Below are 7,580 nucleotides of genomic sequence, written 5' to 3' on the forward strand. Positions count from 1 at the left end.
TTAGAGAATTAGCTTTAGATCGTTACAAGGGGGAAGCCTAATTGCTTTGTTCTTATTGTGGTCAAGAGAATAGCGGTTATGCAGAAATATGTTCTTTTTGTGAAGCACCATTAAAAGTGAAAAGACCGAAACTAAATGGTTTTATGTATTTGGAGTTATGCGAAAGACCGTTTTCGGTTTTGGTTTCTTTTCATACATATGATCTCTTAGTTTTGCTTCGACTGGTGAGAGAAAAGCGGACAAGTTGCTATCACCTTATGAGAACCGTTCAGAAGGCCCCTGACGGGGTTGTAGTTCCTAATGATATAAAAGGTTTGGCGGAAAGTGAATATCGTCTTTATACTGCTCGTATGAAGGTTATAGAGGGTATATTGATTGATAGAATGGGGTATAAACCGAAAAGAATAGATGATAAATTACTAGAAAGATTAAAAGAGAAGATAGAAAAGGACTAGAAAAAATGGGGAAATATTGGTAGGGTTATTGTAATAAAAAGAAAAAGAGAAACCCTCATAGTTTTAGCCGACTGGAAGGGTTTCTCTACATCAAGGACAGGAATTGTCCTGTATTCACTTATAGAATAATTATATTCTAACATACAGCGGTTAATTCCTTCCAGTAGGGGAGAGGAATTTTTGTGAAAAAAGAAAACAGTAATATAGTAAATTTAAGTAGTGCTTTAAACAAAGCTGAAAGAAATGCTAGAAAAAGGGACTCAGAAAAAGATTCAGAGGTTAGAAAGCAAATAGAAGAGATTAAACAATCTTTGTTAGGGGAACTTGAAAACCTCACTGGAGAGAAGCATTACATAGGTACAGAAAAAAATCCATTTGCAGGGGAGCCTTTTAATCAAGTTATGCATAGAAATTTAGATTTATTAGTGCAGATAGATTATTTGACTACTTCGGAAGAAAGCTTTTTATTTCGCATTCAACCTTATTTAGAATTTAAAAGTAATGTAATAATTTGTAGAGAAGATAAATTTAAAAAGAAAAAGAAAAATGTTGTTGAGGATGATTTTGAACTTCCTAAATCGGCAACAATTTCAGATATTGCAGAAATGTTAGGTAGAAGTAGAGAGAAGACTTCCAAAGTAATGAATAGTTTAAAAAGAAAAGAAATTTTATTAAATCCAGAAGGTGCTGGGCATACCATTGAAAATGGAAGAACTGTAAGTCCTAGAACTTGGATTGTAAATCCATATATTATGATTTGTGCTCCAAGAAAAAATGATGTGCAATTAGATAAATTAACTATGAGATTATTTCAACATTCTTTAAAAAATCTTAAAGATAAAGATGGAAAAAAGGTAAATTTACCGGTTAGATTCTTTTAAAACCATATCAATTTTGATATGGTTTTTTTGTTATTTGGGAATTTTTAGGTGTAACCAAAAGGTCACATTTTTAATCATTTTCGTGACCAAAACGTCACACCCTTAAAAGTCGAACAAATCCAGTCATACCAACGTATTAACCGACTTTTCAAAAACTCTCTCTATTATCACTATTATTAAGGAGTAATTTGGCTATAATTTTGTGCTTCCTATTTTTATCTTAATTATGTTATTGCCATAAAGGCTAAAAAGTTGCCATAAAGGCAACTAAAAACCTTGCATTTAAGGGTGGTTATCAAATTAGAAATAACTACGATATAATAATTTAAAAGGTAGGTGCTTCTTTATGCATGAGTTTGAAAGGTCTAAACAGATTATTAATGGTACTTTTGATTGCAATCGTAATTGGCGTGTAACGTTTGAGTATAGTCGGGATTATGAAAAAAAGCCTTTGTCATGGAAAGAAAGCGAGCAATTGCTTGATGATCTCATCAAGGTATTTGAAAAATACGAAATGAATTGGAAGTTGAAATAAGGGGTTGTAAAATTTACACCCTCTATCTTTCTAATCCATTATCTCTTGATAAATATTGTTCTCTTTTATTTGCTCGTTGTAAGTCTTTTTGAATATTGGATAAGGTTTCGTTTTCTTTCTGTAGTTCTTCAAGTTTTTTTACATATTTATCATAAGTAGGTTTGAGTTCGTTCATCAATTTGCTGTCTTCTTTGATAGAACCAACAGTGGTATATCCAACAGAACGAAGTTCACGTCCTATAGAACTTTGTTGTTTTTTTAATTTTTTATATTCTTCTTTTGTAACTGAATCATGTAGTAATTTTCCATATTGGAAAGGATTGTTTTCAATCGCTTCTAACTTGCTTTTTATTTTATTAAGTATTCCTAATCTTATTTCTGCTTGATTTGCTGTTTTTACTCTTTGTTCATAAGTAGAAATGTTTTTCGATATGTTGTTTATTTCAGCTTTATTCTTCTCGATAACTGTTGGTATATCGCTAATTTTTGAAAGATTATAACGTTTATGAACGTCTTGTAATTTTATAGCTGTTTTATAATCGATTCGCTTATTTTCTAGTTCTGGATATAGAGAAGTCGTCTTTTTGATTTCATGATTTTTTAGGATCGTTTCCCCTTGTTTCAATAACTTATTAGTGTTTTTGTAAGCTGTTCTTTCTCCTTCTAATTCAGTACGAGATTGTTCGATTTCTTTATCCATTTGTTTTTTTCTAAATGGAATTTCTTCTCTAGTTGAAATGTTATTATCTCGCATTAAAATGGATACTCTCTTTTTTTGGCTATCAAGAGTTTGGCTTAAAGAATTAATTTCATTGCGTAGTTGCTCTTTCTGTTTTCGTTGGAAGAATCCTGTATTTTCAAGTGCTTGCTCTTTTTCGCTTATTTGTTTTTCAAAGCTTGATAAAGTGGCATTTGCTTGGAAAAGATTATCCATGTTTTTTTGCTTGTTTTGAAGTTGATAATGCTTGGAATTGTTTTGGCTATGCCATATTTCATTAATCTCTTTTATCTTAGAAATATTCTCTAAAGTCGGTTTTTCTTTTATCATTTTTGTTTGAATATAGTCTAATACTTTTTGTTCTGCAGGAGCGAAAGCAACTGTCTTTTTTTGTTCCTGTTCTTTTATTAAGGTTTGTCGCTGTTGCTTTTCTTCACGATATTTTTGCAAGTCATAAACAATGGCATTATGCTGTTTTACTTCACGATTAATAGTTCCTCGGTCTGTTTCGATTCCCTTTTTCTCCATATCAGAAGCTACATGTCCTAAATGAACAGTAGGTAAAATTTCAAGTCCACGATCTGCATGAGATTTATGGGTAATCCGTTCTTGAATATTTTCTTTTTCAAGTGCCTTGTTGGCATGTTCAGACCATTGTTCTCTCCATTGCTCCAGTAGTTCTTTTTTATTCCAATCACGATTCTTTTTAGTAAAACCATTTTCTGAAATTTCTCTAGTGGTCAACATAACATGAGCGTGTGGATTTTCTTTATCATCTCGATGAATAGCAATATCGGCAATCATGCCTTTATCTACAAATTGTTCTTGAACATATCCTTTGATTAATTCGGTTTGCTGTTCATTAGAAAGTTCTCGTGGCAAAGCAATATTAATTTCTCTTGCTAGTTGAGAATTTTTTCTTGTTTCGCTTCTCTCCACTTCATTCCAAAGAAACTCTCTATTTTGAACCCATGATGGAGCATGAAAAGGAGCCAGAATATGATTTTCCGGTTGCACTTCTCTTTTATAATATTTAGTTTGCTCTGATTGTTCATCACGTAGTTTTTCTCCTGATCGATAAGAAGCAGAAGCAACTGAGTTTTCGCTCGTAATTTTGGATATAATAAAGAAAATAATAGGGTAGGAAGTGAGAGCTTTGGCTCGAAAAACGGAAGAAGAGAGATTAGTAGATTTAGAAGAAAAAATTAGGAAGATGCAACTGGAGAAACAACGATTGGCGAATCAAGTGAGACAAAAGGAGAGAAAAGAAAGAACTAGAAGATTAATTCAAGTGGGTGGATTAATTGAGAAACATTTTGAGATTGAAGGGGAAGAAGAAATAATTAAATTGATTGCTTCTTTTAAGAAAGATGTAGTGAAAAATAAAGAAAAAATATTGAAGATGGATATTGAACAAGCAAGAAAAATTCTTCAAATTAATCTAGAAAAATAATTTCATTCTCTATATTTTAGCAATATAAAACTAATATATTTTACTGTATTTTTAAATGAAGTAAAGTATCTTTTATTCTTTTATATAAAATCCCTTTTATTTTCACACAGGCAGAGCCTGTGGTTTAAAAAGAGTAAATAAAAAAGAGTAGTTCAACTACTCTTTTTTATGTTTCTGAATATGTTTTATCAACACATATATCTTAACTCTCTACTTTTGAAATTTTTTGATTTAGAAATTTATCGCTCCCTTTTTGAACTATGTTTTTTTATTTTCACTAAATTGTTCGGTTAAATACATGAAAAAATTTGTTAATTCTTTTGTTTCTAATTGAAAAAAACAGTGCTCAATCAATTTTTTCTTATATATTTTTATTGTTCTGCATGAATTGGATTATCTTTAGATCCAGAGTACCCTTCTTGAAAAACTTCATTACCGTTCATACCATATTGATATTCAATATCTTGTTCATCCGCAAAAACAACAGTCACGCTGTAGGCTGCATCGGATCCTGCGAACCTAGGATCAAATTGAGGCTCTAATGATAAAATTTCTTTTTTATCATACCCTTTTTCATTTATCAAATAATCTTCTACTTTATCACAAATATCTTCCATTCTTTCTTCAGAAGGTTTAGCAGATGGATTATTACTGAAATAAATATACAAACCTATTCCTCCAAAAATCACAAAAAATATCAATAACAAAAATATTCTTTTTTTCATATTTTTACCTCCTCATTTGGTGCATTATGTAATATAATGGATAATATTGTAACAAAATATAAGATATTGGAGTGATAAAGTTGAAAAAAATTATTAGTATTTTAGTTACAGCTGCACTTTTACTTGTTTTTTCATTGACCTTTCAAACTAATGAAGCAAGTGCAGCTAGTTATCCAGGAACTAAAGCTACCGTTAAAGCTGGTGATATTGTGGTTACCAAAACAACTAATTGTAAACCTAATTGCAAAGGAATTACTGGACATGCAGGAATAGTTATCGATAGTACATACATAGCGCATATTTCAGGGCCCGGTGCTCACCCGTCCAAAATCTCAATTTCTTCTTGGTTTAAAAAATATACTTCTACAAAGGTTGTTAGGACAAACAGCAAATACAAAGGCAAGCCATCAAAAGCCGCAAGTTGGGCAGCTAAATATTTAAAAGATTATCCTAAAGCAAAATATTCAATAACACCTAATCTCAGTTCAAAAGATCCTACCTATTGTTCAAAATTAGTTTATCAAGCATATTACTATGGTACAGGTTATCCTATATTAGCATCTTCTGGAATAATTCATCCTTATGCTTTCATAAATAAAGTAGGTTACAGTGGGATGGGATCTATTGTTGCTTCAGTAAAATGGTAGAAATGTAGAAATATTGATTAGTATAAAAACTCTAAGCAAAGCTTAGAGTTTTAACTTAGGGAACTGAAAGCAAATTAGGTTTACTGCATCATCATTAGTAAAATATCTCTTTGTCGGTAAATGGGTTATTTGTGTATGCTCAAAAAATGTCTATTATTAATCATTGAAATATAGAGTTAATTCGAGTACAATAATTTTACAAATAACCTTGTTTTGGGCAAGGGTAAAGTCATTTTCCGTTAGGTGTGTTGGAGCACTTAAGCTTGAGGAAAATGGCTTTTTGTTTTTTTTCTTTATTCTAACATAATCTATTGTTCTACAAAATAAAATAATAGATTTGCAAAAAAATAGAAAGATTAACAAATTTCCATATTACCCCTATTTAGCGACCAAAGCTTTTTAGGATTTAAATATTAGATTAATTGATAATCCCCCTCTGAATCTGAATATGAGCTTTTAGGTCATTAAAGTTAGTTTACATAAAATGTCCTATACACAGTAATCAAAAAAACAAAAGGCGGAATTTGTCCATATTGGGGCAAATTCCGCCTTTTGGCGTTTGGGAAATATCGAGAAAAATAGCTTCATAATAAAAAGTCATTCTCTAGATCCCTCCGTTTTACTTCTAAATGCTACTTCATTATATAATTGACTTTTCACGATGATTGAAAGGAAAGAAGGAAATTCTACTAGATTATCGAAGAGTAAAAGTAGAAGGAGTGAATAATCGCTATGAAAAACGCTAATAGCTTTGGCTATTTTTCTAAAGATGTTGCGGCTGATTTAGAAATAACTACTTCTAGTTTAAGAAGATGGTCTATTGAGTTAGAACAGCATGGCTATATAATTGAACGAAATGAAAAAGGACAACGGATTTATTATGAACGCGATTTTAAAGCGTTAAGAGAATTAAAAAAATTATTGTCCAACAACGTATCTTTCGCAGACGCGTTAAAAGCTGTCGTATCAATGAATGTAGACGAAAAAAACGCTACAAAAACGCCCAGCGTTTTCACGGATGAGATCCGTTTATCAAAGAGTGAATTAGAAGAAACGATACAAAGAGTAGTAAAAATAGCAATTGAAGAAGAAAGAGAAAATATGTTGAAAGTATTTGAATATAAAATGAATGATGTTGTAGAAAAAAGAGATCGGATCCTAACGATGCAATTACAACAATCATTAGAAGAAAAGAGATTAGAAATAGCAGCTGCCAAAGAAGAAGAAAACGTAAAACCCTGGTGGAAAAAACTCTTCAGGTAAAAAACATTAGGGAGAATGGTTGCCTTTATGGCAACCTATAAACCTTTAGGGTGATTAAGGAGGAGTTTTTATGAAAAGGACCAATGAAGAAGCGATGAAATATGCAAAAGCTTCGTTGCGATTATCTGGAATGGATGTTTCCAAAGAGCAAGAGGATTTAGTAAGAAAATCTCTAGAAGGGCATATTTCAGAGGAAGATTTTATCAATCAGTTAAAGGAATTAGCTGATAAAAAGTAAAATAAGATGGTGGGCGATTTTATGCTAATGATTCATGAAATTTTAGAAACAAATAAGCTGGTTTTTAAAAAGAAACAAGTAGAACACTTTTTTTCTATGAAGAATTGCTAGCATTGAATGAAGTACCTTCACAATATAAGATTACTGGTTATGTGGAAGTAAGAAAAAACAAGCAATTATTTTTCAAGCAAGTGTATAGCTGTTAGGAGAAAGATACGGATTATTCTATTTTGGAAAATCGGTATCTTTTTTACGTTTGAATAAAAGTTACTTAAATGTTATTATAAAGGTAACTCAAAAAGGCGGTTAAAAAATGTTGAAAATATGGGATTTACATAAAAAATTATATGATGCTCGTTGGAATGGTGAAGAGGAAATAAATAAGACAATGGAGCAGCTGGAAAATGAATTTGTAGACTTGGCCACAAAAGAAGGAGTTGCTATGGAAACAATAAACGAAATGTTAGGTCAGCTCTATATTCCGCCTTATCGATACGATACGTTACCAGACCATTTAAAACACTCTAATTCAGCTAAAAAGGAAAATGTAGGGCGTCCGTCTATGGGAATTACTAAAAAGGTGTCTATAACCCTTCCAGAAGATATATGGAGTAAAATAAAGAGTGATATTAAGGATAAGGATTTAAAATCTATGTCTGCTTATT

10 protein-coding genes are annotated in these 7,580 nt (G+C 31.3%); 8 read left to right on the forward strand and 2 right to left on the reverse strand.

The features are described 5' to 3' along the window. The first annotated feature begins 41 nt into the window (after nucleotides 1-41). The 3 genes from NSQ89_RS25145 (at nucleotide 42) to NSQ89_RS25155 (ending at nucleotide 1,871) form a co-directional block, all read left to right on the forward strand. On the forward strand, nucleotides 42-455 hold the full coding sequence (locus NSQ89_RS25145; RefSeq protein ID WP_341133446.1) for a hypothetical protein: 414 nt from the start codon (nucleotides 42-44) through the stop codon (nucleotides 453-455). A 182-nt stretch (nucleotides 456-637) separates the two neighbouring features. After that, nucleotides 638-1,336, forward strand: a complete 699-nt coding sequence (locus NSQ89_RS25150) for a Rep protein (RefSeq protein WP_341133447.1) — start codon at nucleotides 638-640, stop codon at nucleotides 1,334-1,336. 346 nt (nucleotides 1,337-1,682) lie between these two features. Further along, nucleotides 1,683-1,871 carry a hypothetical protein gene (locus tag NSQ89_RS25155; protein ID WP_341118321.1) on the forward strand — a complete coding sequence of 63 codons (189 nt, stop codon included), beginning with the start codon at nucleotides 1,683-1,685 and terminating at the stop codon, nucleotides 1,869-1,871. A 22-nt stretch (nucleotides 1,872-1,893) separates the two neighbouring features. On the opposite strand, the gene mobQ is transcribed toward NSQ89_RS25155, so the two are convergent. Further along, the gene (mobQ, locus tag NSQ89_RS25160) at nucleotides 1,894-3,804 is read right to left on the reverse strand and encodes a MobQ family relaxase (RefSeq protein ID WP_341133453.1); all 1,911 of its coding nucleotides are present in this window, start codon (nucleotides 3,802-3,804) and stop codon (nucleotides 1,894-1,896) included. Here mobQ and NSQ89_RS25165 point away from each other — a divergent pair. After that, on the forward strand, nucleotides 3,746-4,042 hold the full coding sequence (locus tag NSQ89_RS25165; protein ID WP_341133448.1) for a conjugal transfer protein TraD: 297 nt from the start codon (nucleotides 3,746-3,748) through the stop codon (nucleotides 4,040-4,042). The genes mobQ and NSQ89_RS25165 overlap by 59 nt on opposite strands. A gap of 371 nt (nucleotides 4,043-4,413) precedes the next feature. On the opposite strand, the gene NSQ89_RS25170 is transcribed toward NSQ89_RS25165, so the two are convergent. Further along, nucleotides 4,414-4,767 (reverse strand): DUF3139 domain-containing protein, encoded by a 354-nt coding sequence (locus NSQ89_RS25170; protein ID WP_341133449.1) that lies wholly within the window; start codon nucleotides 4,765-4,767, stop codon nucleotides 4,414-4,416. Between the two features lie 80 nt (nucleotides 4,768-4,847). Between NSQ89_RS25170 and NSQ89_RS25175 the strand changes: the two genes are divergently transcribed. The 4 genes from NSQ89_RS25175 to NSQ89_RS25190 form a co-directional block, all read left to right on the forward strand. Next, the gene (locus NSQ89_RS25175) at nucleotides 4,848-5,414 is read left to right on the forward strand and encodes a YiiX/YebB-like N1pC/P60 family cysteine hydrolase (protein WP_341118316.1); all 567 of its coding nucleotides are present in this window, start codon (nucleotides 4,848-4,850) and stop codon (nucleotides 5,412-5,414) included. Nucleotides 5,415-6,146: 732 nt separating this feature from the next. Continuing rightward, on the forward strand, nucleotides 6,147-6,677 hold the full coding sequence (locus NSQ89_RS25180; protein WP_341133450.1) for a MerR family transcriptional regulator: 531 nt from the start codon (nucleotides 6,147-6,149) through the stop codon (nucleotides 6,675-6,677). A 70-nt stretch (nucleotides 6,678-6,747) separates the two neighbouring features. Next, nucleotides 6,748-6,915, forward strand: a complete 168-nt coding sequence (locus tag NSQ89_RS25185; protein WP_341133451.1) for an antitoxin VbhA family protein — start codon at nucleotides 6,748-6,750, stop codon at nucleotides 6,913-6,915. 313 nt (nucleotides 6,916-7,228) lie between these two features. Continuing rightward, nucleotides 7,229-7,580, forward strand: a 352-nt coding sequence (locus NSQ89_RS25190; protein WP_341133452.1) for a hypothetical protein, incomplete at its 3' end; no start/stop codon positions are given.

Origin of the sequence: Niallia sp. FSL R7-0648, assembly GCF_038007005.1 — a bacterium.
Taxonomy (GTDB): domain Bacteria; phylum Bacillota; class Bacilli; order Bacillales; family Cytobacillaceae; genus Niallia; species Niallia circulans.

Coding starts and splice junctions, on each gene's coding strand:
- NSQ89_RS25155 (WP_341118321.1), top strand. CDS start 1,683: ATGCATGAGTTTGAAAGGTCTAAACAGATTATTAATGGTACTTTTGAT.
- NSQ89_RS25170 (WP_341133449.1), bottom strand. CDS start 4,767: ATGAAAAAAAGAATATTTTTGTTATTGATATTTTTTGTGATTTTTGGA.
- NSQ89_RS25180 (WP_341133450.1), top strand. CDS start 6,147: ATGAAAAACGCTAATAGCTTTGGCTATTTTTCTAAAGATGTTGCGGCT.
- NSQ89_RS25185 (WP_341133451.1), top strand. CDS start 6,748: ATGAAAAGGACCAATGAAGAAGCGATGAAATATGCAAAAGCTTCGTTG.